At 35.4% G+C, this 25,985-nt stretch carries 27 protein-coding genes; 5 read left to right on the forward strand and 22 right to left on the reverse strand.

Translation table 11 applies throughout. The features are described from left to right. Positions 1-24: 24 nt before the first annotated feature. The 10 genes from J3U54_RS01825 to J3U54_RS01870 form a co-directional block, all read right to left on the reverse strand. Complete coding sequence (locus J3U54_RS01825; RefSeq protein ID WP_103753005.1) at positions 25-1,245, reverse strand: MDR family MFS transporter; 1,221 nt, start codon at positions 1,243-1,245, stop codon at positions 25-27. A 234-nt stretch (positions 1,246-1,479) separates the two neighbouring features. Then, entirely contained in the window at positions 1,480-2,244 is a 765-nt protein-coding gene (locus J3U54_RS01830; protein WP_103753006.1) for an ABC transporter permease, read from the reverse strand. Between the two features lie 15 nt (positions 2,245-2,259). Then, the gene (locus J3U54_RS01835; protein WP_267384812.1) at positions 2,260-3,018 is read right to left on the reverse strand and encodes an ABC transporter permease; all 759 of its coding nucleotides are present in this window, start codon (positions 3,016-3,018) and stop codon (positions 2,260-2,262) included. Positions 3,019-3,023: 5 nt separating this feature from the next. Further along, on the reverse strand, positions 3,024-3,896 hold the full coding sequence (locus J3U54_RS01840; RefSeq protein ID WP_267385047.1) for an ABC transporter ATP-binding protein: 873 nt from the start codon (positions 3,894-3,896) through the stop codon (positions 3,024-3,026). Between the two features lie 468 nt (positions 3,897-4,364). Then, positions 4,365-5,192: a hypothetical protein gene (locus tag J3U54_RS01845; RefSeq protein WP_267384814.1), complete on the reverse strand. Its 828-nt coding sequence runs from the start codon at positions 5,190-5,192 to the stop codon at positions 4,365-4,367. A 19-nt stretch (positions 5,193-5,211) separates the two neighbouring features. Continuing rightward, positions 5,212-6,147, reverse strand: a complete 936-nt coding sequence (locus J3U54_RS01850) for an SLAP domain-containing protein (protein ID WP_267384817.1) — start codon at positions 6,145-6,147, stop codon at positions 5,212-5,214. Between the two features lie 327 nt (positions 6,148-6,474). Next, on the reverse strand, positions 6,475-7,737 hold the full coding sequence (locus tag J3U54_RS01855; protein ID WP_103753010.1) for a carboxylate--amine ligase: 1,263 nt from the start codon (positions 7,735-7,737) through the stop codon (positions 6,475-6,477). A 19-nt stretch (positions 7,738-7,756) separates the two neighbouring features. Then, a complete protein-coding gene (asnB, locus tag J3U54_RS01860; protein ID WP_220220251.1) occupies positions 7,757-9,706 on the reverse strand; it encodes an asparagine synthase (glutamine-hydrolyzing) in 1,950 nt (649 codons plus the stop codon). 109 nt (positions 9,707-9,815) lie between these two features. Beyond that, positions 9,816-11,213, reverse strand: a complete 1,398-nt coding sequence (locus J3U54_RS01865) for a metallophosphoesterase (protein ID WP_267385049.1) — start codon at positions 11,211-11,213, stop codon at positions 9,816-9,818. 53 nt (positions 11,214-11,266) lie between these two features. After that, positions 11,267-11,752 (reverse strand): hypothetical protein, encoded by a 486-nt coding sequence (locus J3U54_RS01870; RefSeq protein ID WP_220220252.1) that lies wholly within the window; start codon positions 11,750-11,752, stop codon positions 11,267-11,269. A 219-nt stretch (positions 11,753-11,971) separates the two neighbouring features. Between J3U54_RS01870 and J3U54_RS01875 the strand changes: the two genes are divergently transcribed. Both J3U54_RS01875 and J3U54_RS01880 read left to right on the forward strand, forming a co-directional pair. Further along, positions 11,972-12,538: a DNA-3-methyladenine glycosylase I gene (locus J3U54_RS01875; RefSeq protein WP_267384821.1), complete on the forward strand. Its 567-nt coding sequence runs from the start codon at positions 11,972-11,974 to the stop codon at positions 12,536-12,538. Positions 12,539-12,691: 153 nt separating this feature from the next. Continuing rightward, complete coding sequence (locus J3U54_RS01880) at positions 12,692-13,516, forward strand: helix-turn-helix domain-containing protein (RefSeq protein ID WP_267384824.1); 825 nt, start codon at positions 12,692-12,694, stop codon at positions 13,514-13,516. Positions 13,517-13,544: 28 nt separating this feature from the next. On the opposite strand, the gene J3U54_RS01885 is transcribed toward J3U54_RS01880, so the two are convergent. The 11 genes from J3U54_RS01885 to J3U54_RS01935 form a co-directional block, all read right to left on the reverse strand. Beyond that, the gene (locus tag J3U54_RS01885; RefSeq protein WP_267384826.1) at positions 13,545-14,330 is read right to left on the reverse strand and encodes a hypothetical protein; all 786 of its coding nucleotides are present in this window, start codon (positions 14,328-14,330) and stop codon (positions 13,545-13,547) included. Between the two features lie 9 nt (positions 14,331-14,339). After that, the gene (locus J3U54_RS01890; RefSeq protein ID WP_267384828.1) at positions 14,340-14,870 is read right to left on the reverse strand and encodes a hypothetical protein; all 531 of its coding nucleotides are present in this window, start codon (positions 14,868-14,870) and stop codon (positions 14,340-14,342) included. Then, positions 14,860-15,495 carry an ATP-binding cassette domain-containing protein gene (locus J3U54_RS01895; RefSeq protein WP_103753018.1) on the reverse strand — a complete coding sequence of 212 codons (636 nt, stop codon included), beginning with the start codon at positions 15,493-15,495 and terminating at the stop codon, positions 14,860-14,862. The genes J3U54_RS01890 and J3U54_RS01895 overlap by 11 nt, the downstream gene beginning before the upstream one ends. 11 nt (positions 15,496-15,506) lie before the next feature. Beyond that, a complete protein-coding gene (locus J3U54_RS01900; protein ID WP_267384834.1) occupies positions 15,507-16,211 on the reverse strand; it encodes a hypothetical protein in 705 nt (234 codons plus the stop codon). Beyond that, the gene (locus J3U54_RS01905; RefSeq protein ID WP_267384836.1) at positions 16,208-16,891 is read right to left on the reverse strand and encodes a hypothetical protein; all 684 of its coding nucleotides are present in this window, start codon (positions 16,889-16,891) and stop codon (positions 16,208-16,210) included. The genes J3U54_RS01900 and J3U54_RS01905 overlap by 4 nt, the downstream gene beginning before the upstream one ends. A 343-nt stretch (positions 16,892-17,234) precedes the next feature. Next, complete coding sequence (phnE, locus tag J3U54_RS01910; protein WP_103753021.1) at positions 17,235-18,047, reverse strand: phosphonate ABC transporter, permease protein PhnE; 813 nt, start codon at positions 18,045-18,047, stop codon at positions 17,235-17,237. After that, complete coding sequence (gene phnE, locus J3U54_RS01915; protein ID WP_103753022.1) at positions 18,047-18,850, reverse strand: phosphonate ABC transporter, permease protein PhnE; 804 nt, start codon at positions 18,848-18,850, stop codon at positions 18,047-18,049. Before phnE (J3U54_RS01915) ends, phnE (J3U54_RS01910) begins: the two co-directional genes overlap by 1 nt. After that, complete coding sequence (gene phnC, locus J3U54_RS01920) at positions 18,843-19,616, reverse strand: phosphonate ABC transporter ATP-binding protein (protein WP_267384840.1); 774 nt, start codon at positions 19,614-19,616, stop codon at positions 18,843-18,845. Before phnC ends, phnE (J3U54_RS01915) begins: the two co-directional genes overlap by 8 nt. Before the next feature lie 18 nt (positions 19,617-19,634). Further along, positions 19,635-20,564 carry a phosphate/phosphite/phosphonate ABC transporter substrate-binding protein gene (locus J3U54_RS01925; RefSeq protein ID WP_103753024.1) on the reverse strand — a complete coding sequence of 310 codons (930 nt, stop codon included), beginning with the start codon at positions 20,562-20,564 and terminating at the stop codon, positions 19,635-19,637. Positions 20,565-20,879: 315 nt separating this feature from the next. Continuing rightward, the gene (locus J3U54_RS01930) at positions 20,880-21,809 is read right to left on the reverse strand and encodes a phosphate/phosphite/phosphonate ABC transporter substrate-binding protein (protein WP_267385050.1); all 930 of its coding nucleotides are present in this window, start codon (positions 21,807-21,809) and stop codon (positions 20,880-20,882) included. A 503-nt stretch (positions 21,810-22,312) separates the two neighbouring features. After that, positions 22,313-22,780, reverse strand: a complete 468-nt coding sequence (locus J3U54_RS01935; RefSeq protein ID WP_220220259.1) for a universal stress protein — start codon at positions 22,778-22,780, stop codon at positions 22,313-22,315. Positions 22,781-22,930: 150 nt separating this feature from the next. Between J3U54_RS01935 and J3U54_RS01940 the strand changes: the two genes are divergently transcribed. From J3U54_RS01940 to J3U54_RS01950, 3 genes are all read left to right on the forward strand, one after another. Beyond that, on the forward strand, positions 22,931-23,731 hold the full coding sequence (locus J3U54_RS01940; protein WP_267384848.1) for a tyrosine-protein phosphatase: 801 nt from the start codon (positions 22,931-22,933) through the stop codon (positions 23,729-23,731). Positions 23,732-23,752: 21 nt separating this feature from the next. After that, a complete protein-coding gene (locus J3U54_RS01945) occupies positions 23,753-24,229 on the forward strand; it encodes a nucleoside 2-deoxyribosyltransferase (protein ID WP_103753028.1) in 477 nt (158 codons plus the stop codon). A gap of 291 nt (positions 24,230-24,520) precedes the next feature. After that, complete coding sequence (locus J3U54_RS01950) at positions 24,521-25,411, forward strand: DUF4097 family beta strand repeat-containing protein (RefSeq protein WP_267384852.1); 891 nt, start codon at positions 24,521-24,523, stop codon at positions 25,409-25,411. 212 nt (positions 25,412-25,623) lie between these two features. Here the strand turns inward: J3U54_RS01950 and J3U54_RS01955 are convergent, their stop codons facing one another. Next, positions 25,624-25,911 (reverse strand): MazG-like family protein, encoded by a 288-nt coding sequence (locus J3U54_RS01955; protein WP_220268613.1) that lies wholly within the window; start codon positions 25,909-25,911, stop codon positions 25,624-25,626. Positions 25,912-25,985 lie beyond the last annotated feature (74 nt).

Raw genomic sequence — 25,985 nt, forward strand, 5'->3', positions numbered from 1 at the left:
AGGTATTAAAATGCCTTTACAAAATTACTTAAAAAGTTTGATAAATTTACGTAGTTTTGCATGAAGTGGGATTAATAATAGAACCATTAAAAAGATCCCCATAGCAGCAATGATAAAGAATGGAATATACCCAGCTCGATCAATAACCATTCCGCCAAATAACGGACCGAAGGCCTGACCAATCCCACGAGCCACATTGATTTCTCCTTGATACTTACCCTTACTACTAATTGGTGACAAATCGTTGATATAAGCCGGAACAGCCGGAAAAGCAGTTGCTTCGCCTAATGTTAGAATAACCATCGACAAGGCAAAATGGGCAAAATCACGGGCAAAAATAAGTGTTGCAAAGGAGATTGCGAACATTATTGTTCCAAAAATAATTTGTTGGAATAAATTTTTAAACAGATGAGGAAATCTAGCTAGGATAACCTGCACTGTAACAATAATTGCACCGTTTAACGTCCATAACAAACTGTATAAATGGAACGGGATCCCTAATGACACCATATAAACGGAAAGATTTGATTCCCAGTTCATATACATTAACCACGTTACCGCTAACGAAACAAGAAAACCAACCATCAGCATCATATTATGCTTAGGCATTGGCTCCACCTTTTGCTTTTCTCCAACCTCAACTTTTTTAAGTTGACGCTGTTTATGAAAGTTAATAATTGGCCGATAGTGAATTGCCGCATTAACGCAGGCAATTGCAAATAGTGATGCGGCCAGTAAGAATAAAAATTCTATCGAAAAATCATAAAGATACCCAACAAGTAAAGTTCCCGTTACTGTACCGACATTTTGAGCAAAGTAAATTAAGTTGAAAACATATCGACCCGAGTAATTACGCAAACTTGTTGCAATTGAGTTAATCATTGTGCCGTTCCAGCCGCTGACAAAACCCGTGATAATTAGCCAAATCCAATATGCTGGCCAGCCGTGGAAAAAGGCCATAAAAAATAAGACTAGTGCATCAGTCCCCAGACCAGCAACAATCAGTGGATATGGATTACAGCGATCATATAAACGTCCAGCTGTAAAAGAGCCTAGTACGTTGCTTGCACAATTGCAAAATAATACCAGTCCAATTACTGATAGACTGATGTGCAATTGCTTATTTAGATAGACCGAAGTGAGGGGCCAAACAAAGCTCGACCCAATCCATGTTGCTAGCTCTCCTAATAGCAACCAGCGTAACTTAACTTCTGTTTCATTATTTGATCCATGTTTAAGTTTCATTTATTCAGTCCTTTCTATAGTTGAATTCCATTAACCAGTTTAACAAGTTGCACGCCAAAAGAACACCCCGAGTTTACTTTAATACTAACGTGAAAAGCTTAATGACTTTTTTAAGCGCACAAAAAAAGATGATACTCAGTTCAGAGCCAAGATCATCTTTTGCGGTCTGCTTTTAATAAAAATTAACTTTTTCAAAATATGCTTCTAAAACAAGCAGCTTTAAACAATTAAATGCTAGAAGCGCTTTTTTCGGAAAATTAAATAGCCAATGATAAAAAAGATTATGATGTAAATTATTGACCCAAGCAAAATTTGTAGGTTATTCAAATGCGTTGTCAATACATACATACTGTAATTGGCATATTGTCTAGTCAAGTCAATCATGTTAAAGGGATTCCACTTCATCACTCGAATTAGCATATGTCTGTTCATTAAACTGGCAGAAATGCTCTGTCCCATAAATGTAACTAACAAGCTGACTGTAATGACAATTGCATTGTTATTAATTATGCAAGACAGCAGGAAGACAATCGTAATAATTAACATTGTTGAGATTAGGTCAATTGCAGAAGTCGCAAGCATGTTAATCCAGACCGGTTGATGATAGAGATAAATCGTATTCCAATCTACATTGTATCTAAATATTGTGTAACGCAAAACAATGGTATAAAAAATAGCTAGAACATGAAGAAAAATATCGTAAATAAATATTGCAAGATATTTCGATAAATAAACTTCAATCTTATTCGCTGATTTATACAAAAGCGTTAAGATAGCATTATTTTGAAATTCCATCGAAAAGCTAGTTGCACCAACAATGACCAAGATAAACATGATAAAGTCAGAGGAGTCAAAGGTTAGTGTCAATAACAGCTTTTTAACTTCATCACTTAAAGAAAAGCCTGTAAAAATCATCAGAAACAATAACAAGATGGCCGAAATCCAGGTGATTTTACGATGAGTCAATTTATAGAGTTCTTGTTTAATACTATAAGCCATTTTAAAACCTCTTTCCTAAACGCGCCGGTTTTTAAATAAATAATAACCAAGTACTGCAAAGATCAACCCATAAGCGATATTGGCAATAATTAGTTCACTATCTAGCAAGTGCGAAGTTGACATCAAGGACGTCCTTGTCAGTTGCTGTGATATAAAAATCATGCTCAGGGGATTCCATTTGATAATTCTTACTGCACTGGGAAAAGCCTGCATCAGTGCACTTGAAAAACCTGCGCCAAAAAATGCTAAAACGATCCCGATGCAGACTACTACCGCGTTATTTCTGGTTAACATGCACAGCATAAAAGATAAACCGGTAATAAAAAAGGAGTAAATAACTGCCCCCAGCATATTAGTCAAAAGGTCAATAATTAATGTATGCCCGTCAACAGTGGTAATCCAGTCATATTTATGGCCAATAAAAAGAAAACTAAACAAAAAAGTAAGAAGAATTGCCGCTAAAGCAAGAACAATACTGTAAAAGAAAATGACCAAAAACTTAGCTAAGTAAATCTTTAATTTACTTGAGCTTTTATACATCATTATCATAATCGTTCTGTTCTTATATTCCATCGCAAAAAAGGCCGAACCAACTGTAATTATAATTAGCGGGATCCATTCAATTGCATCAAAGCCATAGATTAAGAACCTGCGATCTAAATCCTTACTGGTCAAAATGTTATATAGCATGGCACATAGCAGCACTAACAAACCATAAAGGGAAATTTTTTCATGATTAAACTTATAAACTTCTTCTTTCAAACTTTTACCCATGATGTTTAGCCCCTTTCTTTGTCCAAGATGTTAACAACAATTTGTTCAAAGTTAGCTTCGATTGGGGCCATTTCTTCTAAGTGAATCCGGTGTTCAAACAGCTCATCTTGAATTTGGAAAATATCTTGGCTGTTAACAGTTAAGTAGTCATCTTGCGGAGAATAGGCAATACTATTATTTTGCAGGATGCGCATTGCTGCCTCATTATTTTCGGTAATTACCTTATACTTTCTCCGGCTAATTTCATTAAACTTTTCAATTTCTTGGTTAACAATAATTTTGCCAGAACTAATTAAAACGACTTTAGTCATTACCTTTTGCAGCTCACTTAAAACGTGACTAGAAATCAAAAATGCTGTGCCTTGATCCGCATACTGCTTGATAAGTTTACGCACGCCAATTGTGGCTTCAATATCTAGGCCATTCATTGGTTCATCTAAAATAACTAGTTTAGGATGATTGAGCAATGCGATTGCAATGCCCAGTTTCTGTTTCATACCCAAAGAATAGCCTTTTGACTTGTTATTAATGTATGAGTTCATTCCTAGAACAGATACGATGTTGTCCAAGTCTTCTTTTTCTCTGGCATATAATTCGAGATTTTGGTGACCTGTCAAAAAAGGATAAATTGCTGGGTGTTCAATCAAAGCCCCTACACTACTTAGCGACTGATGGTTATTTTCAGTTACGCTTTTTTCGTCCATTATGATCGCACCGGTAAACTTCATTAGCCCTAAAATGGTTTTCATGAGCGTAGTTTTACCTGCTCCATTAGGACCAATTAGTCCTACAATTTCGCCAGCCCTGATACTAAAGGACGCATCGTGAACGATCTTGGTCTTTCCGATATAAGTATTGACATTTTCAAGATTGAGGATTGTCTTAGATTCTATTTTCATAATCATGGTCACTTTCTAAAAAGAAACTCCAGCTTTTAAATATTAAGTATCAAATAGTGTAATATTTATGTATTACACTATTACATTACCACAAAACAGACTACTGCTGCAAGTACTCTTTTAGTGGCAAAAAGACGTTAAATAAAAAAAGCCATCTGACTTCATTAACACAATTGAAGCCAGATAGCCTATTTTTAAGTTAAACCATAGTTACTAAGTCCTGTAAAAACTTATCTTTTTACATACTTACTTGTTTTTTCACCAGCAATTCGTCCTATCTAGAGAAAAATGGTTAAAGAGATTTCTTTCTTTTTTACCTAGAGGGGAAATTTACGTCTAAAACACTGATATTACTATGCAATATATTGTTATTTAAGTTTTCCTACTTTCCAATAAAAATCAGTTATTCTTAATGACAGATTAATACATGATAGCCTTTAATACGATTTATTTCTTTTGACTTTTAACTATAATTATATATTTATAAATCAACAGAAAGCCAAAAACTAAAAGTAAAATAAAATCTATCCAGCAAGTACTGCTCCATATATCGTTAGCAATCTTTTGTTGCCTAATTTTTTTCTTTGCAAGTTTATTATGTGCTTTAATTTTAGAAATATTTGAAGATGAGTTTGGGATCATGTTATAAATAATACTGTTAAGCGCATTAAAAAAGTTATTTGAAAACTTATCAGAATTATTCATCCAATATAAATTAGCTTCTTTAAGTGCTTTGACTTCATTCCATTTTAAATTTAATGATGGCCTATAAATACTAAATCTTTGATTATAAGTATTAAAGCAGATTATTTTATCCACTGGAACAGCCAATTTTTCATTTATTTTGTCGTATCCATGTTTCATCTCAAACATTAATTCATCACTATTGTCAGCATAAAATTCATATAGATATAAAGCATCAGGACTATTTGTTTGAAAAGTATATGGCCTAAACTTTTTCAACTTTCCTTTAGTCTTAACCGGTTTATTGGGATCAAGATACTCGTAATTATAGTCAGATAACAGTAATTTTGTATTTACAGAAGCATCTACAGCATTGTAATCCTTATTTTTAATCTTTTCATTAAAATCTTCGTCCAAAAAATAATCAACTGAGTTTGAGTCTTTATCAATTATTACGGTTTCGATAGGTTTTGTTTCTAATTTTATCGCTGTCATAAATCCTGTGACAAAAATTATTAGTAAACAAAGTATTCCAATTAAAGCTATTTTCCAAAAGCTCCAACGTTCTATTTCTCTCTTAAGATTTTTCATTTATCAAGTTCTCAAAAAATTAATTTATAAAAGCTGATTTTTTAACATAGTGACCGCCTTTAACAGTATAGTATATTTTTTCCTTTAAGCCTACAAAAGGAATACCATAAGTTGTTAGCCATTTATTCTTTTTAACTTTTTTAAATTTCGAGCCATCCATACCCATTATATAAGTATTCTGTTTAAGTTTCCTTGATTTTCCCTTGACATTTACAGAGGGAATATATTTATTTTTTGCAATTTCAATAAAGCCTCTCCCATTAGAAACAGTAGAATAAAACATATGTACTGTTGATCCCTTTTTTAACAATTTTTTTGAAGGAAAAAAAGCTGCATATTTATCGTTAGGAATATAAACATATGAATTTTTCCTAAGAGTTATTGTGTCATCACCATATTCTGCGATTTCATTCAATTCATAAATCAGTATATCAATTGAATCATCGGCAGATTTAAATGAAGTTAGAACTTGCTCAAAATTTTTAACTATATCGCGATTTTCATTTAGATTACTCATTAGATAGTTATTTACTTCGTTAAATTTTTCAAGATATATCTCTTGATTGTTTTGATTAAGTATACCATCTAATGTATTGACATCAGAGCAATAATTATCAATTGCTGCTAGTAACTTGCTGCCTTTTATATATGCTTTATTTGAAGCATCAAGTCCATTAACACTCAATTGACTAGCCATTCGGTTATAATAAATATCACTAACTTCACTTATATATGGTACGTAATCTTTTACAAGCCCCTGAGCGTTTTCAATAGCTTGTGATGCCTTATCACGTAAGTTCTTAAAATTCTCTTGGCTTGATTTTGGTAGTTTATTAACATAATCAATAGTTTCCTGCGATACTTCAGATGCATATACTGTATGCGCAATACTAGTTAAGCTAACAATAAAAGTTATACCAGTCAATAGTTTGATTAACGTTTTTCTTTTATCCATTTATATTCTCCAAAGTCATTAACTCTCTATATATTAAAGAATTTACTCTTAATAAGTTTGATTATATCGACTAAAACTATTATTGACAAGCTTCTTTCTTTATCACTTTTTGTTAACTAGTCGGATATCTTCTACATTTTGTTGTCAAAAATAGCTTTACTTAATTGTATTTAAAAGTATTAATAGAAACTAAAAGAACTGACTCTGCAAAATAGCAGAAATCAGTTCTTGGTATTAAATAATTAAAATATCATAGATTTAAAATACATTAGATAGCCTAATATTTTTTACGTGAATTACAGTAGTCTAATTTAGTCAAGTTCCAACTTATTTATCAAAAAACTGGCCCTTATTAACTTGGTAGTATTTCTTGTAACGACCATAGTAATTATGAAACATGTATTTCATCAACAGCCAACGCTTAAAGTTGCGGTCTTTGTCATAAAAGACAGTCGTTCCGCATCGACCCTCATGAATCAATTCTTCCGCTAAATTCTTAGCTTCGTTGTCGCGCGCATATTCCTTAAAGACTTTAACCGGAATTCCTAGCCAAAGGACGTGCTTTGACTTTAACTTATTGCCATAGACTGTTTCCTTGTTTTTCAAGTTGTCATAGACATAGTCATCAACATACCACTTAGCCAAATTGTAGCCATTTAGGGTAACGTAGAAACTTGACCGACCTTGACGCAAGTTGATTTCAAAGAACTTGTATTTACCATCCCGTGTATCGTACTTAATATCAAAGTTAGCCATCCCAGTGTAATTCAATTTTTCCAAAAAGGCTTCGACTTGCTCGTAAAGCTTTTCATTGTATTCTGGCAAAATCGCCATGTAGTTCCCGATGGATTGCGGCGTTGGGTCTTCTAAAAGCGGGTGACCCATACACATCATTTTCACATGATGGTCTTTATCAACATAAGCGTTTAAAACGCGCATATTGGAGTCATCACCTGGAATAAAGTCTTGCGCAATTAAATCGGCTTGATAGCCGTTGCCGTAAATTTTACCAACAATATCACTCATCTCAGTTTCATTGTGAATGGTAAATGCCTTTTTCCGGCCCTCAAAATGAACATCTAGCCAAGAAACTGGATCTTCGGGCTTTAATTCGATTGGATAATCAAATGGGAATTCCAAATAATTACCAGCCTTAAAGTCAGCCATCGTAATGATCTTTGTTTTTGGATACGGCAAGCCATATTCTTCCGCAATCTTGTAAAAACCTTCTTTTGAAATCAGTTTTTGCAAAAGATCGTACTTAATATATGGAACAACGAAAACTTGTTTTAGTTCATCTTGGTGCTTTGATAGCAGTTCGGCATAGCCATCCCCACAAGCAATCAAAATTACCGGTTCATCGTGATCTTGGTAAATTTTCATTTGCTCCCGCATTACTTCAATGAAGGTCGGGTCTTCGCTAAAGCCGTGGTGCAGTTCAACGTTAACAATTTTGGAATAACGCGTAGGCGCTAATTGTGTATCAGCCAGTGCCTTAACACTAATGCCGTATGCTTCGTTAAAAGACCTGGCCATGCCATAAACATTGATATCACTGCCAAGTAAGATAGGTGTAAAATCTTGTTTCATTTGAAAAATCTACTCCCAATTAAACTAATTTTCCTTGTTCAATTAAGCTGGCTACTTCCGGCTGAACGTGTTGGTATTTCTTGACCGTTTCTTCGTAATCAACAAAGAATAGTTTATACCAAACAAGGAATGTATAAATGGTCCAAATCTGACGGCGGTGTGAACCATCACCTTGATAGTTATCATCTAGCAACTGCAAAATCTTATCTTGCTCGAAAATGTCCTTAACAAATTCTTCGCTGAATAATTCCCGCACTTGCTTGTAAAAACGTGGTTCTTGCAGCCATTCTTTAATTGGTGTTGGGAAACCAAGTTTTGGTCTTTTAGCCCATTCATCTGGCAAAACTTTTTCTGAAGCTTTACGTAAAGCATATTTAGTATCATGCTTATTAACTAAATAATCCGTTGGAATCGAATTAGCCCGTTCCGCAATCTTCTTATCAAGATACGGGACACGTAATTCCAAAGAATGTGCCATTGAAATCTTGTCGGCCTTTTGCTCAATGTCATTAAGCATAAAGTGATGCAAGTCGATGTATTGCATTTGCCGCACATTATCAAGGTCTTTAACTTTCTTAAAGTCACTTTGGTAAATACCATTTACCGTTAGCTTATTGCGGTATGATGGCTTCAAAATGCTATTGGCATCTTCTGAAGTAAAAATCGTCGGGTAATCCATATCATAAATCACGGATTGACCCACATAGAATTCACTCGGTTCCGCCAAATTAGTGTAGAGGTGAACCTTGCCAGGGAAGTTAGGCATCTTCTTAATCTTGTGCGCTAATTTGACCCGGCTCTTCTTCGGCAACTTCTTACACTGCGAAGTAAAGGCCTTAATAACACTGTTATGCGTGTGCATGCCGTAGTTGACATAGCCGGCAAACAATTCATCCGCACCTTCCCCAGAAAGTGCAACCGTAACATGTTTACGGGCCATTTTACACAGATACCACAGTGGAATAATTGACGGATTGGCGTCAGGCTCATCCATGTGATACTGCATTTCCGCAAAATCATGCATGGCTTCATCGGCTTTTACCTTATCCGAGAAAAATTTCCACCCCTTCATGTCAGCCAGTGCCTTAGCCTTGGAGGCCTCATCGTAGGTGGCATCATCAAAAGAAATTGAAAAAACGTCATCTGGATTCAAGATACTTGTAATGTAACTTGAATCAACCCCTTCAGATAAGAAAGCACCAACAGGAACGTCAGCATTATGATAGAGCTTAACTGTTTCTTGCAAGTCCTCATTGATCTTATTGACGGTTTCTTCAAAGCTAAGCGTATTAGCCTTATATTCCGCATCCCAATACTGGTGCGTCTTCATTTCACCATCTTTATATTCAAACCAATGACCAGCAGGGAAACGGTAAATTCCTTTAAAGAAAGTTTCCGTTAAATCATTATATTGGTTCATTAAGTATGGCTTAACAGCTTCAATGTTAAGGCGTCTCTTAAAGCCTGGAAAAGCGAGAAAGCTCTTGATTTCTGAACCAATCATTAAATGGCCGTTTTCATTGCTATAGTATAGCGGCTTGATCCCAAAGAAATCGCGTGCACCATACAATGTCTGGGTATTATCATCCCAGATGGCAAAAGCAAACATGCCACGAACCCGTTTGAGTAAGCCATCCATGCCCCACTCTTCAAAGCCATGAAGAAGTACTTCTGTATCGGATTTAGTGGTAAAAGTATGACCGGCCGCAATCAATTCTTTTCTTAACGGCTTAAAGTTATAGATTTCACCATTAAAAATAATTGCCCGCGTTTTGTCTTCATTATAAATCGGTTGACTACCGCCACGTAAGTCAATAATTGACAGACGCCGAAAGCCTAAAGCGACTTTATCATTGGTATAGAAACCATCTGAATCAGGACCACGATGCTTAATTGCCGCCATCATCTTGCCGATAGCAGCTTGTTTATCATTTATTTCTGGATTATAAAATGCGACAATTCCGCACATAGCTTATCTTTCCTTAATATTTGTTTATTCGTTTAATTTATGTTTTTAGTTTAACTTTCTTATTATAGGCTAAAAGCCGGGCAAAAACCAAATTGCCCGTCTTTTTTAATTAAATATAAAAAATTCTTCTCTTGCTGGCAGCACCGTAACCAAAGACCTGAATAAAATGTCGATCAGAGTCAATATTGACAATATAACCTGCGAATTCGGTTTGATGATCAATTTGCCGCTTCCAGTTCTTATTGTACTTAGTCGTTAAAACATGGTTAGGACCCATTAACGCCGAGCAATTAAACAAAATATATTGAATACCGTTAATCCTAAACTGGTCTTCAACATGCCGATGACCGCAAAAGTAAGCAATAATGCGGGCATTTTTGACATTAGTAAAGTCAAAGTCATTTGCCAAGCGAAATTCTGGCGGAATACCACGGCTTGAATGCATTTGCCCTTTTTCACCCTGATTAAAGGCAACAAGCAATTCGTGAAGTGAACGCCCATTATACTTCAAAGCATTCGAGCCTTTGCGGTTAATTGGATTACCATGACTCATGAAGACAATGTTTTTGTTGGAAGATTGCTGCAGAATCTCAATGATTTCTTCAATCTGATCTTCCCTGATTGCTAACGTAATCTTTGCATCATACCGCTTTTGACCTTGTGCATTTAAAATATACGGCAAATCCGAAGTATTGACGGAAATAAAGCGAACATTATCTACATCAAAGTAACAGACACCGTGCTGGCGTGAAATATAATGTACGCCCTTTTGACGGTACATTGCTGGCCACATGATTTTTTCAAATTCATTTTCGGGAAAAGATGCCTTTAAATCATGTCGCTCATCGTACTTATCGTTTTCATCATGATTACCCTTAATCATCAAGTAAGGAACCTTATCCGACCTAAATGAGTTGCGCAGTTTGATTAATTCACTTTCGCCTAAAAAGCCGGTGTCGGAGCCATCAATCCAGTCGCCAAGATGGACTTTTAAATCTAACAGGCCTGAATCATCCAAGTAAGAAAATTCATTAACGTGCGTTAAGCCATTCCAGCCATAAAAGTCCGTACTATTGCGGTCTTTATAATGTGTATCGGTGATCACACTAACGTTAACCGAATTTTTTCCGGCCCGAATATGACCTTTGACACGCTTAAGAAATTCGTCCAGGTACTCTTCAACGATATACCGGCGACCGGTTTTACGGCTAACAAAAGCGCGGTAACGCTCAAGTTCAGGGCTGAATTCACGAACATATTCCGGTGCCAAGTTGGCAGTCTTTTCTAAACTGAGTGCTTGGTGCAAAACTTCGTCTTCATCCTTATAGACAGTCAGGTTATACGGTTGATTATTAGGCGTATGCTGCTCGCCATCAACGTGATATTCCCCTACCGTCAAGTAATCCTGCATCGGATCAAGCGGAACATTTTTTTCACTAAATAAGTGGTGCAGCTTAGCCCCACTAGCACGATCAAATAAACCTATTGCATACTTAAAAACACTCATCATCTTGCCTCAACCCAAAGAAAAAAGCTGGGCACCTGCCGCAGCTCCAAAAATTATGCGTTGCTTGCCAATGCGTGGGCTGCTAAACCGATTGACAAAACTGCATCTTTAGACAATACTTCTTGTAACACTTTAGGTGCAATTGCTTGAACCGCACCAATTACCTTTAAACTATAAATTACTACATGTAAATCAACTGACTCATTATAAAAATCATCTTCGTAAGGATCCTCATGATTATATGTCAGATTGATTTGATCCTTATTAGCATAACCATCCACATGATTAGTTAAAATTCGATCGTGTAAGTCAGTCAACTTATCTGACAAGTCAATCAAAGTTAGTTTATGATCACTCTCAGCTTCATAGTACTGATCTTCCGTCATTTCAAAGTAATCTTTAATCGGATTATGCAATACATGCAGGTTATCAATTGCTTGATAAACAGCCTCTGCGTCAAAATCTGTTTCTTTATTTAAAATACTTTCTTGATTTTCGGCCAAGTTATCGGCCAGAGTCACTGTATCTAACTTTTCCATGGTATCCTCCTAAAGTTTAGTCTATATTATACCAAAAAAACTAGTATTGCACTTTTCAGGAACAAAATTTTTATTCTTTTACAGCCGAATTCAGCAACAGATAAAGAAAATTGTCAGCTAAGCAAATATTGCACCATTTTTTAACTAAAAAAAGGAAAAGGACAATTTTTGCGTAATTATTTATAACAAGAAAATTTTTTAATTAAAGGAGAAACCAACATGCAAGAAAAAGAACGTTGTCCTTGGAGCAGCACCACCGATTCCTTAATGGTGCAATATCATGACCATGAATGGGGTAAACTTAATTTAGATGAGTCCTACTTATACGAAATGCTGACATTAGAATTATTTCAATCTGGACTTAATTGGTCAGTCATCCTACATAAACGGGAAAGCTTTCGCCGTGATTTTCATAATTTTATCCCGGCGGAAGTCGCTCAAATGGATGAAAATGACATTAATGATTTAATGCAGGATAATTCTATTGTCCGTAATAGACAAAAGATTACGGCAGCAATTAAGAATGCCCGGGCGATCTTGATCATCGATGCCACGTACGGTAATTTTGCCCATTATCTGCAGACTTTTTGTAAAACACCGATTGTGCACCATCCGCTAACACAAGAAGATGTTCCTAGCACAAATAAAATTGCGCAAAAAATGGCTAAGCAAATGAAAAAAGATGGTTTTTCTTTTGTCGGACCCGTAATTTTATACTCATTCTTACAAGCCGTTGGTCTGATCAATGACCATCTGGAAAATTGCCCGTTTAAATATCACGGATGAATTTTTTCTAACTAAATCGTATATGTTGCACACGTTTCTGAGAAAAACCGATACTGACCTATTAATATCGTTAAAATTAAAAATGATATACATTATGTGTAAACTTTTCACTATTATCTCAGCAAAAATACAAATAAAAAGGACGATAATATTATGAATAATTTTGGTAATACGATTCGTAAACTTAGAATTTCACGTAGAATAACCCAGGAACAGTTAGCAAAGGATCTTTTTAATCGTAGTTCTCTTTCTAAAATTGAACATGAACAATTAGAAACTTCTTATGAAAACCAGATTCAATTAATTAGGCGTTTAGGACTTACACCTAACGAATTTGAATATATTTGTGACAACTACCATGTTAATAACAAAAATCAGCTTTTACATCGCTTTTTCAACTTAGAAGATAGTAGTGAAACAGACAAAGTCGAGGCATTATTAGATGATTGCATTAAATATGAAAACGATAATGATATCTCACGAATTATCAAAGTTCTTCAATCAGTACTACTATTGAATCAGCCTAGAGGTATTAACCAAGCCAAAAAGTTGGTTCAGCCAATTTGGTATGATTACCTTGCGAAAGTCGACCTTCTCACTATTACCGATATTGCTATTTTAAATACGATTTTGTATGCCTTTGACTACCAAACTGCAAAGGATATTATCAAAAGGATTAGCTATGAAATTGATACTCATTACCCATTTAAAAAAGCGTTAAGAGCTAATATTATGCTAAATCTTTCTTCAATTCAAATGCAGCAGCAAAAATTTGAATCAGCTGTAAGTACCTTAATTAATTTAAAACCCACCCTAAAAAAACTCAGACAATATGACAAATTACTTGTAGCAAATATCAGAATTTCAATTTGTGAAGGTAATAAGGCTAAAGCGCTGGAACAAGTGAATTTACTTCACCAAATTGATGCCAATAGATTGGCAACTGCACTAGAACAAGAAATACAGGCATATCTTTAATTTTATTTTCATTAAAGTAAAGCGCGTTTTATAAACTTACTAGCCGTTTTTTATCAATTTGAAACATTACTATGCAGTACAGTACGAGTAACAAAGTCACAATAGCAGTAACTAATAAGCTAACATTTGCAGTTGGAGCAGTTTCATGTAAAAAATCTGCGGGTGCATAGCTAAAAAGATTAGGTAATTTAATAAAGGCATTTAGTAATAACAGGACAATTTGTAAAATTAAGCTTGAACACATTGCCAAAAACCTATTTTTTATCCATAAAGAAGTGACTACACCAAAAATAGCAAAGAGACCGCCCCAAAAGCTGGCAAAGATAATTGATAACAAAGCGTGCAATAACGGATGAGAATAATAAAGTGCGACAAACATCGTATTGATATTAATTACCAAAATATTTTTATTAAGCAAGTTGTCAGGCCTTATGTTAGGTAAAACCATAAACCATGAGCATAAATTAATTAGTAACGGGATAGCAGTAACAATAAAGCCCGTGATAAATGCAATACTGACATATTGGCGTAATACCCGATTGAGCGGTTCATTGAGCTTAAACTTGGATAACAAACCGCTTTGATAATCGTCTTTTAATAAAGTACTTGCAGGTATGCTGGCCAATAGCGGCAACAAAATAAAAAAGGCAATTGGTGCAAAACTAAAGGAATCAATTCCTAACCAGCGTGTGTATGGCGAATCTTCAGGTGGAATTGTTTTAAGCGGGAAAAATTGTAATCCACTAATAATTACTGCCAGCACTAAAGCGAAAAAGAACCAGCGCTTTTCAAGACGTGACCATAAGAATTTCATAGTTTCTCCTTATTCTAAAAGTAATGAATATTTTACAAAGTGATTTTTAACAGGAACCAAAAAGCTAAAACGCAGTTTTTGTTCCCGCAACTCATAAGAACTGCGAGGAATTGTGAAATATATTGTGTAAGGCTGCTTATAAAGTTTCTTAGTAAGAGCCTTACTTGGATCAACTCGGCGCTGATTCTGATCATAAATATCATTACTTTGGTTACTAATCCCATAAGGATTATTCAAGAACATATTTGTTAGAAAATCTTGATTATTTTTCTTCATCCCATAATTAGGCTGGTCATTTTGTTTAATTGAAAGTTGAATTGTTGCCTTGACTTCCCGCCCAGTTTTCTGGATCTCGGCTTTGTGGATAATAAAACTAGTGTGATATGCATGCACCCATTCGTTTTTATGAAAGATAACTTCCTGCTTAACACCGTGCTGTCTTGGGTGGGCATTAACCCGCTGATAACGGTAAAAGCCAGCGCAGCCAACTAATACTGCAACAAGTGTTGCCAAACACCATAATAACTTTTTATTTTTCATTGTTAATGGTTCCTTCTTTAACGTAAAGCTGATGGGTTGCAACTTGACTGATAAAATCGCGGTCGTGTGAAGCGATAACAAAGGTGGAGCCATTTTCGCGATACTGCTTAATTAGCTTGCTCAATTTCGCAATACTTTCAGTATCAAGCGCATTGGTAGGCTCGTCTAAAACTATCAGCGGATAACTACCCAAAAATGCTTGGGCTATTCCCAGCTTCTGTTTCATACCTAGCGAAAATTTCTTAACTTTTTGTTTGGGAAATCTTGCCAGGTCAAAGTAGTCCAACAAATCTTCGATTTGTTTATTTGAAATATTGGGGTCTAGCTTTGCAAGTAATTCTAAATTTTTAGTTGCAGTAAAGTCCTCAATTAAACTAGGATTTTCAATTAAAATGCCTGCTTTAACGGGGTAAGGGTCCTCAGTTCTTACTGGTTGATTATCGACAGTAACTGTTCCTGAGACCTTGATTAAACCTAAAATGGTTTTCAGTACTAAAGTTTTACCAGAGCCATTGATTCCTTCTAGGGTGGTAATACTCTTTTGCTCAATATTAGCATTGACATCATGTAAAAGTGGCCGTTTTTTAACAGTTTTGCTTACTTGTTTTAGCTCGATAAAACTCATTTGTTTTCTCCTTAATCTAAATTGATCCAGTGGTTAGAAAATAAATACAAAATAGTAACTACAATAATGGTACATAGCATTGATATTATGTTCGCGTTACCTACTCGCAAAATCATGAGACTGTTCAGTGGATTCAGCGGCCACGATGTATAAGCAGTAATAATTAACAAAACTAGTGGAATAACAATGCCAAGTGGTGCGTTATAGCGGCTGATAAGTGCCTGGAGGACTAACAATAAAAATGTTCCCCAAAAATTTACGATAAATAATATAAGCAGAGCTTGCAGCCCGTGAAAAGCCCCAATGCTTAGTTTCTGTAAATTAAATATCTTAGTACATAAGATCATTAACAATTCTGCCAATGCCGTGAAAACGACAGCTATTACCCCAATTAATTCAAGATTAACGGTTAGAAAATTAAGCAATGAGTACTGTTGCCCACGTAATTGGACTCCTCTTACGTGCCAAAGCTCCTGAAGGCTGTTTAACACAATTAAAAGTGGCGTAATGAAATAAATAAGCCAGGAAACAGGCAAATATTTAATTAAATAGTCGGTTCCACGAAACCAAGCTAAATAAAGTGAAAAATGTGGGTTAGCCCTAAATAATGCAGATTGAACAATAATCAAAAGACCGATTAGTACTCCCCAAAACAGAAAGCGATACCGAATTATCTGCCATAAATACAAAAGTTGATCCCAAAATAAATGTTTCATAAAATATCCTTTTTAGCTATGACCAAATTTAATATGGCACCTAATAGCAAGATTAGTCCCACTAAAACGATTGAAGATAAAATGATCATAATCCCTAAGTCTGGTTTGACAAAATCATAGAATAGCGATGGCTTACCATTAACGTTTAACAGGAAAGTCAGACTGTTAATACCAAAAATCACAACAAAAGTTATTAATTTTTTGTTTGAAAGCAAATAAGTTGTGGCTGTTAAGTAGCCAAAAGATAGTAAAACCAAACACATGTAAATCATGCGCATTAGCATTCCGGGCCAAGACTTAGCAAAAACAGCTAAATAACCACTGGCGATCATCATCGGAATAATGGCGATTAACCAAATCAGTACCATAATTACGATGGGAATTAAAATACGATAAATAGTTTGCAGGATAAAAACTTTTCGTGTTTGGCAGCATAATGCATCAGCTATGCGGTACTTTAACGTACTTAAAAGCACAATTGTAAAAGTCGGAATTATTCCTAAAAAAATATTATATCTTTGAAAAACGGACTGGATTAATCCGGCCTCAGACGGAACAGTAGATTTTAAAAATGAAAATGCGGCTAGTGCAAGGTCAACAACTATTAAGGCAAAAAGAGAATAGTTTTTTAAAAAAGCACGGTTGAGAATTGTTTGTTGCCTAATGACATTACGCTGCAATTATTTGTCTCCTTTTTAATAAGATTATGAGTCATTGTGATTACAATTAAACAAAATTAATAATTCTTACTATTTCTTCTTATAATACTCCACATTTGTTTTGTAATATGTGCAAAAATTGAACATTTATTTTTAATAACTTTTTATTTTTAGCATTATTTTCACATCAAATATAACTTGTATACTATTTCAAACTATCTAAAAAAGAAGGCGAGAAGGTAAAACAGACTAACCTAGTTATTAGGTTGATTTGTTTACCTTGCTTTGCTAATTTGGCTAAAATAAAAACCCTGAAGTTAACGCAACTTCAGGGTCTGCATTATTTAATTTCCTTATTTATTTTTTAGACCAATTTCTTCCGGATCCAACCTGAAATCCAGTCAATAACGATTACCATGATAATGATTCCCAATAGGATAATTCCTACGCGATTCCATTGACGATACTGCAAAGCAATAATCAATGGGTAACCAATACCACCAGCACCAACTAAACCAAGGATTGAAGCCGAACGAATTGAGACGTCAAAACGATATAAGGTGTTAGAAATTAAGGCAGGCAGCAAGTTAGGCAATGTGGCAAACATTACAATATTAGTCTTTGAGCCTCCAGCTGCAGTTACGGCCTCATTAGGTCCATCGTCAAGATTTTCGATTGCTTCAGAAAAGAGCTTGGCCAGCATCCCCACTGAATGAAAGCCTAAAGCCAGCACTCCGGCCGCAGATCCTGGGCCGACAGCCTTAATAAACATTAAAGCCAAAACAATTTCTGGAAATGAGCGGATAATTGCCAAGACAATCTTGCCAGTTCGCGACACGTACCACTTTTTATGCTTGGTATGTGCTGCCCAAAAGGCAAACGGTAAAGAAATGATGGCTGAAATGAACGTTCCTAAAAAGGCAATACAGACTGTTTCCCACAGCTGTGAAACAAGGTCCTCGCCTGTCCCGTTATAAACATAAGACCAATCAGGGTGAAAAATACCGGCAAAAATAGCACCGGCTATCTGCCCAGCTGTTTCTTTAATTCCGCCAAAGTCAATTCCCGTACATGACCAGATGATTAACACAACGGTAATGATTGCCACGCCCCAGTGCAGCAAACGTTTTTTCATATCAACTGGTTTAGGAGGTAATTTTTTCATTGAAGTATCCATTATTTCATCAACGCCTCCCGCGATTTAGACGAAACGTAATCAATTAAGACAACTACCAAAATAATTACGATAATAATTGTTCCTGTCTTCGGGTAGTCGAAAACCTGCAGAGTTTCTTGCAAGTATAGTCCGATACCGCCGGCACCAATATAACCTAAAACAGTCGAAGCACGAACGTTAATTTCAAAGGCATATAAGCAATATGAAATAAAGTACGTCATTACTTGGGGTAAAACCGCAAAGAAAATAATTTGCAGCTTGTTGGCACCCACAGCCGTCAGCGCTTCAATTGGACCAGGATCAATTGTTTCAATTGCTTCGTAAAAAAGCTTGACCACAATCCCAAAAGTACAAATTGCTAAGGCTAAAATACCGGCAACCGGTCCGATTCCGACAATGGCAACAAAGATTGCACCTAATAACAGATCTGGTACGGTTCTGATAATATTCATGATTATCCGCAAAATCCCGGTAACTGCCTTGTTTTTCACGATATTCCGCGCAATAAGCAAAGAATAGATAAAAGCAATGGCAGAGCCAATAACTGTTCCCAAGATAGCCATTTTAATGGTTTCTAATAACAGTGGAATAACCGCGCCTAAGTACGACCAATTCGGATGCAGCATTTGCAGAAAAATATCTGCGAACTGACTAAAATTGCTAAACAGCGCACCTAAACTGGTTTTAGTAACCTTAGTTGAGACAATCAGACCAACAATAAAGAGCAACAGCCAAAATAAGTTTAAAATTTTGAATTTTTTCTTTGGCAAAGCCATTAAATTATCTTGATCTGCCTTACTCATCTTGATCACCACCGCTGTAAATTTGATCAAACGTTGCTTCAGACGTCTCACTCATCTTGCCATCATAAATGATCTCACCCGCACGTACGCCAATTACTCGCTTACCAAATTCACGTGCTAATTGAACGCTGTGCAAGTTAATTACAACTGTCATGCCGTGTTTTTCGTTTAGCATCTTAAGATCTTGCATTACGCGGCGTGAAGTTTGCGGATCAAGTGAAGCCGTTGGCTCATCGGCTAAGATGATATCTGGGTCCTGAGTCAACACCCGGGCAATTGCAACTCTTTGTTGCTGCCCACCGGATAATTCATCAGCCCGCGAATATACCTTGTCAGCCAAGTCGACCTGTTTAAGTGCATCATAGGCACGCTCTTTATCTTCTTGCGTGAATAGATTCAAGGTACTCTTCCAAGTTGGATAATACCCCACACGACCAGTCAGGACATTCCGCAAAACACTCGAACGCTTAACCAGATTAAAGCTCTGAAAGATCATTCCAATATTGCGGCGGAGCATCCGCAATTCTTTACCTTTGGCTTTGGTAATTGATTCACCGTTAATTAAAATATCACCTGCAGTAATATCAATTAACCGGTTAATTGAGCGCAAAAGTGTTGATTTACCAGCACCTGATAGCCCAACAATAACGACAAATTCACCTTTATTGATAGTTAAATTGACGTCTTTTAAACCAACAACATCTTTGCCATAGACTTTTTTAACGTTTTTTAATTCAATTATTGGCTTAACTGCAGAATCTGCCATTATAAACTTCCTTTACCTTTATTTTTTAGTTGATTCGATAATCTTTTCGTATTTACGAACAACATTAAAGTCGCTGTCCTTGCTGGTAACGTAGCCTTCGTGAGTATAAATACTTTCGATAATCTTTCTACCTTTTTTCGACTTACCAATATCAATAAATGCATTGGCTAACTTCTTACGGAAAGACTTAGACATGCTTGGCACAACAGAAATTGTGTCATTTGGAATTGGCTTAGTGAAGTAAATTGGCACAACTTGGCTCATGATCTTCGGGTTATCCTTCTTAACAATTGTCCGTGCATCTTCGAAAACAAAGGCAGCATCAGTATCACCATTAAGAACATTTAACACAGATTGATCTTGACCAGTAACAGTTACTAACTTGCAGCTCTTCTTAACATCAAGACCCTTTTCCTTCAATTCAGCGATTGGGTAAACATAACCAGCTGAAGAAGTTGGGCTTTGAATGGAGATTGATTTACCCTTTAAGTCTTTCCATGACTTGATGTTAGAGCCTTTTTTAACTAGAATTTCTGCACGATAAGTGTTAACTAAATTCTTGGTTGGACGACCACCTGGCTGCTTAACACCATATCTTTGTGCTTGAAGCAAGACATCGGCAGCACCTTGTTTATGAGCTAAAACATAGCCATTTGGTGGCAGAAAACCAACATCAACTTTCTTTGACTTCATTGCTTCTACAACCGTATTGTAATCAGTTGACATTGAAACATGAACTGGAATACCTAAACGATCGGATAACATCTTTTCAAGTGGCTTAGCACGAGATTCCAGCTCAGTTGCAGCTTGACTAGGCACAAATTGAACATTTAATTCTTTTGGCGTGCCGCTGCTATTTTCGCTTTTGCTTTTACCTGAACAAGCAGTCGCCATAACTGCTACTAATAAAACAGCAGCGCCAGCTAACAATTTTCTAAATTTTTTCATCATGCCCTCCCAGACATAAAAAAAGACTTAATCTAATAACACTAACGTGAAATTATCTTTAAGTCTTTTAATACATTATTAATTAAGAAACGAACAATACCCTCTTTTGCAAGGGAACGAAAAGAGCAACTAACAAAAATACCAATGCACGCTGCGCGCAATTCATACTTTTGCATGTTTTCTCACTCTCCCTTCGCCAGTCCGTAATTATTCTTACAAATAATATCAGAAATGTTTTGTTTAGAAAAGTAATTTGTTGGAAAACTTTCTTTTTTACAAAAAAGAATGACTATTTCTTAACAATTACCGACCAGATTATTTTTTGGTTGATGCAACAATCTTATTGTATTGCCGGATAATATCATAGTCACTGTCCTTAGCGTAGGTATAGCCTTCCTGATTGTAGACACTCTCAATAATCTTTTTACCTTCCTTAGATTTAGCAATTGAAATAAATGCCTTAGCAAGTTTCTTTTGAAAAGCCTTCGGTAAACTAGGAATTACTGAAATAGTATCATTCGGGATTTTTTGTGAGAAGTAAATTGGCACAACTTGACTCATAATCTTAGGTTCATCGCTTTTGACGTTGTTACGGGCATCTTCAAAGACAAAAGCAGCATCCGTATCACCGTTTAGCACGTTCAAGACGCCTTGATCAGCTCCTTTAACGGAGACAATCTTACAACTCTTGGTGACATCAAGCCCCTTCTTCTTCAATTCAGCAACTGGGAACACGTAACCGGAATCTGAAGTAATGTCTTGAACGGAAATTGATTTACTTTTCAAATCTTTCCAACTCTTAATTGATGAGCCCTTTTTAACGACAATTTCACTGCGATAATAATTTACCAGTTTTTTAGTGGCTACACCGCCTGGCTGCTTAATGCCATAACGAACAGATTGCAATAATAAGTCAGCTGCACCCTGCTTATGGGCCATAATATAAGCATCTGATGGTAAGAAACCAACATCGACTTTCTTAGATTTCATCGCTTCAACTAAACCATTGTAGTCAGTCGACATTGAAACGTGAACCGGAATACCGAGGCGTTTTGACAATAATTTTTCCATTGGCTTAGCCCGTGCTTCAAGCTTGTTAGCAGCAACACTGGGCACAAATTGAACATTCAATGACTTGGGCGTGGCATCGGTTTTCGAACTTGTTTTATTACTCGAACAAGCCGTTATACCAAAGGTTAATAATAGCAAGCAAGTTGCTAACAGAAACTTCTTGATTTTGGATATTTTCATTTTTTGACTCCTAAAAAATTTGACCTATTTTTTTGCTACTAAATGTCGCAGATTAGTCCCAAGGTCTTTTACTGGGCAATTAACCTGAACACTAAATAATTGACAGCCACTTATATGTAGTAACTTTAAGATTTCATCTTCTTTCTTAACTGCGACAAAAACTAACCAAAATAAAAGGACAAAATGTAACCAAAATTACATTTTGTCCCAATTAAAATAATTATGAGCAAAACAAACAACTAAAATTCTGCTTACGGACAAAGATGGCTGTAAAAAGTTCCTGGCTATTACTTTTTTAAAGTTCATCATCTTCAACCTTCCTTTAGCAAAATTTACGTTCATTTCATGAAAATAATAGCATAAATATTCGCAATAGTGTAATAAAATACCGGTAATCTTTTCATTAAGCCTTTATTATAATGCTAATCACGAACATAATTAGCAATGATTTGTAACCGACAAAAAAGGCATCTGGCTTAACCCAGATGCCTCTAATTTTATTTTATTGGTTTATTATCAATATCAGTTCTAACGATTAAAACATCAGCTAAAGCATGTTGGTTTACATACTCAGTTACCGATCCCATTAGCATACGTTCAACGGCATTTAAGCCTGTTGCTCCCATAATAATTAGATTATCGTGGTGATCCTTAACAAAATCATAAGAGATAATCGCTTTTGGACTACCATAGCGAATGTGATAGTCGATATCGTCAAAGTTTAAATTATCATGAGCCCAATCTTTGAGACTCTTTAAATATTTTTCTGCATCTTGGGTCATTTGATAAACAGTGTCACCTGTAATCAGTGTGTCCTGCATTTCACCCAAGAATTGCCTCGTATCAATTACATTTAACACATCAACATGAGCATTTTCTGTTATGGCAATTTTAACCGCTTTATCAAAGGATCTTTCAGCTGACTCTGAACCATCAACTGGAACTAAAATCTTGTCTTGTTTCATACTTATGTCCTCACCCTTTAGAAAATACAATTTTCTTCTCAATCCATTTTAACATAATTTTGCAAACAGCTACTTTTTTTCTAATTGTTTGCGCCAGCGTTTATTGCTAAAATGGTATTTAAATGTCACAAGATAAGGGTGGATAATTCAATGACCATAAATTTAGCAAATCAGCTACTTGATATTAAGAACGGCCGCAATTTTCGTGAATTAGGCGGCTACCAAACTAAGGATGGCAAGACTATCAAAAAGCACAAACTGCTTAGAACTGCCAATCTAGCAACACTTAGCGAACAAGACTTGAAGTTTTTACAAGATTACGGTGTCAAGTATATCGTCGACTTCAGGAGTAAAGAAGAAGTAGAAAAAGAACCTGATCGTGTTCCGACCGGTGCTACTTATGACTTCGATCCTGTCTTTAGTGAAGATTTAACCGATTCATCCAAGGGTATCAACGAGATTTTAAGCGAAAAAGAAGAAGATCCTAAAGCAGGCTACAACCACATGTTTCTTGCATATGATGACATGATTAAGAGCGAGTCGGCGCAAAAAGCTTACCGCAATTTCTTTGATATTTTATTGGCAAATGACGAGGAAGGCAGAAACGTAATTTTCCACTGTACTGCCGGCAAAGACCGAACTGGATTCGCTGCACTACTTGCTTTATCTGCTTTAGGTGTCCCACTGGAAACAATTAAGCAAGACTACATGTTTACTAATGAAGCTACGAAAGACTTTGTGCAAGACTTTTTACAAAAAGCCAAGGCAGAAGGCGCTAATGAAACTAGCTTGAGCATTTTACACGATTTACAAACTGTTTATCCCCAATACATCGATCACGTTATTGATACATTAAATAAAAATTATGGTGGCGTAGAAAACTACTTAAGTGATATGATGAAATTGACTGATGACGAGATCAGTAAATTACGTAAAATTTATCTTAGTTAATTAAAGACAAAGGAGAAAATGATGGGAAAAGCGAAAACCGTTTACTTTGGTGCTGGCTGGTTCAACGATAAGCAAAACAAGGCTTACAATGATGCAATGAAAGCATTAGAAGCTAATCCAACCATCGACCTTGAAAACAGTTATGTTCCTTTGGATAATCAATACAAGGGAATTGATGTCGGCAAACATCCAGAATACTTACACGATCGCGAATGGGCAACTGCTACTTACCGGGGCGATTTAACTGGAATCAAAGCTAGCGACATCATGATTGGTGTTTACTTACCAGATGAAGAAGATGTTGGCTTAGGAATGGAATTAGGCTATGCCATGTCACAAGGCAAGTACGTTGTTTTAGTCATCCCTGACGAGGATTACGGTAAGCCAATCAACTTAATGAGCTGGGGCGTTTGCGATAACGCTGTTAAGATGAGTGAATTAAAAGACTTTGACTTCGATAAGGCACGATTCAACTTCTACGATGGTGCTGTTTACTAAATTTAATAATTTAAAAAAGTTCTGCTAATAGTTGCAGAGCTTTTTTTGTCCAATTTTTTGTAATTTCAAATATTAGTCTTTAGCTACCTGCTTTAAAAATGCTTCTAATAATAAGTCATATTATCTAATTATTAGAAGCACTTTTTATAGCTAAATATTTCAGTTGATTTAAAAAGTTGTGGTATTAAATAATAATTATTTTTATCTTGATAATTATTTCTAATGCTATATTATATATAATATAGCATCGAAAGTATTAAATATAGATTTAAAAATAGCAGGAGAAAATCAATGAATAAAAGACATAAGCTTTATATAGTATCTGCCGTAATTGTTGTCTTATTGATTGCCATAGGATGGTGGCAATATAATTCACACAACTATACTACTGGTAATCAAACTAGTATTCAAAAAACCACACGTTCTTCTAAACACGGAAAAGATAACGATAAAGATGAACAAACAAAAACATCTAATGTCAAAGAATTTAATGAAGTTGACTTCCACACATCTGAGCCAGAGATTCAAATATCACAAGGAAAAAAATACCAAGTAACAATTGTTGGTACTGAACCACAAAAAATAAAAGCTAATGTCAAAAACGGAAAATTAACAGTTAGCGATAATGGCGAGCGGACTTACAAGCACGATGACGGTATGTATCAAGTTATTATCTTAGTTCCAAATACAAGTAATATTAAAAAAGTAACTGGTTTTAGCTACATGGGAAGTGTTAAGTTAGATGGTCTCAATATCGATAATATTAAGATGAAATCAGCCTATGGCGATATAAACTTGAATAACATCAAAACAGAGAATGCTGTTCTTAGATTAAAAGAAGGTGATCTCAATCTTTCTAAATCAATTCTTAAAAATGGAAGTTTAACTTCTACTGACTCTGATATAAATATTACAAATAGTCAGTTTAAAGCAAACGGAAAAACAGAGACCGGCAATTTCAAAATTAAAAAGTCCAAAATATTAGGTAATAGTAAGTTAGTTTCAACTTACGGTAACTTTAAAGTAAACAATTTATCGAAAATAAGCTATGATTTAAAAACCGGTCCTACAGCTGACATATCATTCTTTGGCGACCATAAACTATCTCTGTTTTATCATGTTGAAACTGGTGCACCAACATTAAAGATACGTAGTAAATACGGGGATATCAAGATTTTCTAACTTCTGACCGACTTATTTTTTTAAAGATTAGAAAGCAAGCAAAAAACTAGATAGGCACTCATAAAAACCATTCGTACAAATGTTACGGTTCCATAATACTTAATAAAACTTGGCCCTGAAAAAGGTATTAACTTCGCTGCCATTCTAATGGCGCTATTTTGCCCTCAAATTAGAAGTTTAGCCAGAAGATAAAATCTCAAATAGTCCATGATTTATTTATCTCTGTTTTTATATATTCTTTTCCTATTTACCTTCATTTTGTTAGTTATGTCTTCTCCTAAATCACTACCCAGCATTTCTGAGATGCCTAATAAAAAAATGCCCACATCGGCTAACTCTTCATCAATATTTTCTTTATCTTGCTTACGCCAAGCTTCAAAGAGTTCATTAGTTTCACCATACAATCTCAAGAGCTCAAACTCAATATCGGTTGTATTGAAACCATGATTTTTCTTATTTTCAAGAACTTCTTTTTGAAGCTTTTTTGTATCTATTATCATTTTTTATCCCTCTTAAATACCAATATAAAGTTAATATTTATGGACACCAATTTCTTAATTTAAGTCAGTAACTA

Source organism: Lactobacillus sp. B4007, from assembly GCF_026535895.1.
GTDB classification, from domain to species: Bacteria; Bacillota; Bacilli; order Lactobacillales; family Lactobacillaceae; genus Lactobacillus; species Lactobacillus panisapium.

Excerpts from the sequence above, each read along its gene's own strand:
- J3U54_RS01925 (WP_103753024.1), bottom strand. The coding sequence starts at position 20,564 with ATGAAAAAATTTAGAAAATTGTTAGCTGGCGCTGCTGTTTTATTAGTA.
- J3U54_RS01880 (WP_267384824.1), top strand. The coding sequence starts at position 12,692 with ATGAATAATTTTGGTAATACGATTCGTAAACTTAGAATTTCACGTAGA.
- phnE (WP_103753021.1), bottom strand. The coding sequence starts at position 18,047 with ATGGATACTTCAATGAAAAAATTACCTCCTAAACCAGTTGATATGAAA.
- J3U54_RS01870 (WP_220220252.1), bottom strand. The coding sequence starts at position 11,752 with ATGGAAAAGTTAGATACAGTGACTCTGGCCGATAACTTGGCCGAAAAT.
- J3U54_RS01845 (WP_267384814.1), bottom strand. The coding sequence starts at position 5,192 with ATGAAAAATCTTAAGAGAGAAATAGAACGTTGGAGCTTTTGGAAAATA.
- J3U54_RS01835 (WP_267384812.1), bottom strand. The coding sequence starts at position 3,018 with ATGGGTAAAAGTTTGAAAGAAGAAGTTTATAAGTTTAATCATGAAAAA.
- phnE (WP_103753022.1), bottom strand. The coding sequence starts at position 18,850 with ATGAGTAAGGCAGATCAAGATAATTTAATGGCTTTGCCAAAGAAAAAA.
- J3U54_RS01935 (WP_220220259.1), bottom strand. The coding sequence starts at position 22,780 with ATGAAACAAGACAAGATTTTAGTTCCAGTTGATGGTTCAGAGTCAGCT.
- J3U54_RS01865 (WP_267385049.1), bottom strand. The coding sequence starts at position 11,213 with ATGAGTGTTTTTAAGTATGCAATAGGTTTATTTGATCGTGCTAGTGGG.
- J3U54_RS01890 (WP_267384828.1), bottom strand. The coding sequence starts at position 14,870 with ATGAAAAATAAAAAGTTATTATGGTGTTTGGCAACACTTGTTGCAGTA.
- J3U54_RS01855 (WP_103753010.1), bottom strand. The coding sequence starts at position 7,737 with ATGAAACAAGATTTTACACCTATCTTACTTGGCAGTGATATCAATGTT.
- J3U54_RS01900 (WP_267384834.1), bottom strand. The coding sequence starts at position 16,211 with ATGAAACATTTATTTTGGGATCAACTTTTGTATTTATGGCAGATAATT.
- phnC (WP_267384840.1), bottom strand. The coding sequence starts at position 19,616 with ATGGCAGATTCTGCAGTTAAGCCAATAATTGAATTAAAAAACGTTAAA.
- J3U54_RS01875 (WP_267384821.1), top strand. The coding sequence starts at position 11,972 with ATGCAAGAAAAAGAACGTTGTCCTTGGAGCAGCACCACCGATTCCTTA.
- asnB (WP_220220251.1), bottom strand. The coding sequence starts at position 9,706 with ATGTGCGGAATTGTCGCATTTTATAATCCAGAAATAAATGATAAACAA.
- J3U54_RS01825 (WP_103753005.1), bottom strand. The coding sequence starts at position 1,245 with ATGAAACTTAAACATGGATCAAATAATGAAACAGAAGTTAAGTTACGC.
- J3U54_RS01830 (WP_103753006.1), bottom strand. The coding sequence starts at position 2,244 with ATGGCTTATAGTATTAAACAAGAACTCTATAAATTGACTCATCGTAAA.
- J3U54_RS01885 (WP_267384826.1), bottom strand. The coding sequence starts at position 14,330 with ATGAAATTCTTATGGTCACGTCTTGAAAAGCGCTGGTTCTTTTTCGCT.
- J3U54_RS01940 (WP_267384848.1), top strand. The coding sequence starts at position 22,931 with ATGACCATAAATTTAGCAAATCAGCTACTTGATATTAAGAACGGCCGC.
- J3U54_RS01850 (WP_267384817.1), bottom strand. The coding sequence starts at position 6,147 with ATGGATAAAAGAAAAACGTTAATCAAACTATTGACTGGTATAACTTTT.
- J3U54_RS01955 (WP_220268613.1), bottom strand. The coding sequence starts at position 25,911 with ATGATAATAGATACAAAAAAGCTTCAAAAAGAAGTTCTTGAAAATAAG.
- J3U54_RS01895 (WP_103753018.1), bottom strand. The coding sequence starts at position 15,495 with ATGAGTTTTATCGAGCTAAAACAAGTAAGCAAAACTGTTAAAAAACGG.
- J3U54_RS01945 (WP_103753028.1), top strand. The coding sequence starts at position 23,753 with ATGGGAAAAGCGAAAACCGTTTACTTTGGTGCTGGCTGGTTCAACGAT.
- J3U54_RS01950 (WP_267384852.1), top strand. The coding sequence starts at position 24,521 with ATGAATAAAAGACATAAGCTTTATATAGTATCTGCCGTAATTGTTGTC.